The 2,132-nt window shown below is 76.7% G+C and carries 2 protein-coding genes; both read right to left on the bottom strand.

Annotated features, from left to right (window positions below):
• Positions 1 to 345 (bottom strand): acyl carrier protein (locus tag C1A33_RS35535; protein WP_207770111.1); only part of this gene is annotated, 345 nt, incomplete at its 3' end.
• Positions 302 to 2,132 (bottom strand): acyltransferase domain-containing protein (locus C1A33_RS35530; protein WP_207770110.1); only part of this gene is annotated, 1,831 nt, incomplete at its 5' end. The genes C1A33_RS35530 and C1A33_RS35535, both read right to left, overlap by 44 nt.

Raw genomic sequence — 2,132 nt, 5'->3', positions numbered from 1 at the left:
CTCCGCCACCACGTCCACCAGCGCGGACCGCACGGCGTCCCGGTCGAGCGCCACGCCGCCGGTCGCGGGCGAGGTGGGCGCCCCGGCCACGGGAGCGGCAGGGGCGGGAGTGGCGGTGCCGGCGGAGGTGGCGGTAGCAGCGGCAGTGGAGGCCGCGTCGGGTGTCGCCGGGAGGGACGCGGCGACGTACTCGGTGATCTGGTCCAGCGTGCGCAGCTCGGCGAGCTGCTCCGGGCCGACCGTCGGCGCCTGCGGGAACCGCTCCCGCAAGGCCCCGAGCACCTGCACCCGCTTGATCGAGTCAACCCCGAGATCCGCCTCCAGATCCATCCCGGTGTCGATCATGTCCGGGGCATAGCCCGTCTTCTCCGCGACGACATCGATCAGCGTCGAGCGCACCGCGTCCCGGTCGAGCACGGCAGGCTCGGGGGCCGGCGCGGGCGCTGGAAGAGTGGGGACCCGCGCAGGGCCGGTCGGCGCGGCGGGAACGGACGGCGCGAACGGCGCGAAGGGCACGCTCGGCACGACGGGTGCGGAGGGGGCTGGGACAGGGGCGCTCAGCGGCGGCGCGGTGGGCAGGGCGCGGGGCGCCAGGGCGCGGGCTCCCAGCGCCGCGGCGGGCGGGCGGACGGAGAACCCGCCGGCCCACGGCGCCGGGGGCCGTCGGGTCGAGGGTGGCCAGCTCCAGCTCGGCGAGCTGGGCCAGCACGTCGTTGGCCTGCGCATGGGTCTGGCCGATCACGACACTCTGGTTCGCGACCGTGGCGATGGCGTCGGCGAACCGCGGGTCCTCGCGACCACCGCGCTGGTACTCGTGCAGCGCGTCGACCAGGCGGCTGGCCACGTCGAGCTGGCCGGTGAGGTAGACGGCGTGCAGGTTGACCTGCTGGGCGAGGACGTCGTCCGGGCTGACGGCCGGGATCGCACCGCCCACGCCGACCGGCGCGCCGTAGGGGTGCGCGTCGTCCACCCCACCGTGCGCGAGGGCGCCGATCGTGGTCGCGCCGTTCACCTCGGCGCTGGTCACGGTCTGGCCGGTCACGGACGCTCCGTTCGTTGGGGCGCCGAGTGCGCCGGCACCGTTCGCATGGGCACCGCCGGTGTGGACGCCGTTCGTGTGCGCGCCGTTCGTGTGCACACCGCTCGCACCGACGAGGTCCGCCGCCCCGGCCGCGACCGAGGACGCCACGGCCGGGGCGGTCGCGGCCGGGGGCGGCGTGGTCACAGCCCTGGCAACCGTGGCAGCGGTGTCAGCCGTGGTGGACGGGGTGACGGCGGGAGCGGCGGCGTTCGCGGCGGGGGCCTGCACGGGGATCGCGGCCACGGAGAGGCGGTAGTCGCTGGTCAGGGCGGCGGCGTAGGCGTCGCGGCGGGTCGGCGGGGTGTACTCGGGGGCGGAGAGGGTGACCGTCGGGCCCTTGGTGGTGACGGCCGCGGGCGGCTCCGCCTGGTAGCGGTTGATGTCGGCCAGCGGCACGCCGAGCACGGCGAGCTGGACGGCGGCGGCCTTCAGGGTGACGTCGCTGTCGCCGAGCGGTCCGGCGTCGGTGGCGATCGCGACGACGCCGGCGTCGGGAAGGATCTGACGGACGAGCCGGGTGAGCACCTGCTTCGGGCCGAACTCGACGAACACGGTGGCGCCGGCGGCGTGCGCGGCGCGTACGGCGGCGACGAACTCGACCGGTTCGAGCAGCTGGCGGGCGAGCACGGCGGCGTTGGGGGCTGGGTCCGCGCCGTAGCTCGCGCCGTCGGTGTTCGGGTAGACGGGCGCGGACGGCTCGGCGACCGGGGTCGAGGCGAGCGCCGCGGCGAACCGGTCGACGGCGTGCGCGACGTAGCGCGTGTGGAACGCGGCGGACACCGGCAGCGTCCGGGCGTCGAGCCCCTCGTCGGCGCAGCGGCGCACGAACGCGGCCACCGCCTCGCCGGGGCCGCCGACGACGACCTGCTCGGGGGCGTTGTGGTTGCAGACGACGACGTCGGGGTGGTCGGCGAGCAGCTCCGTGACCCGCTCACGGCTCGCCGGCACCGCGGCCATCGTGCCCGTCTCGGTGGCACCCGACGCGTCGGCCCCGGACTCGGCGGAGGCGGCGGAGGCGGGGCGGACGCGTCGGGTGCCACCGAGACGGGCA

It is taken from the genome of Frankia canadensis, from assembly GCF_900197875.1.
Classification (GTDB): domain Bacteria; phylum Actinomycetota; class Actinomycetes; order Frankiales; family Frankiaceae; genus Frankia; species Frankia canadensis.
Note: the sequence above shows the minus strand (reverse complement) of the source record. Positions and strands in the feature narration are given on the sequence as shown.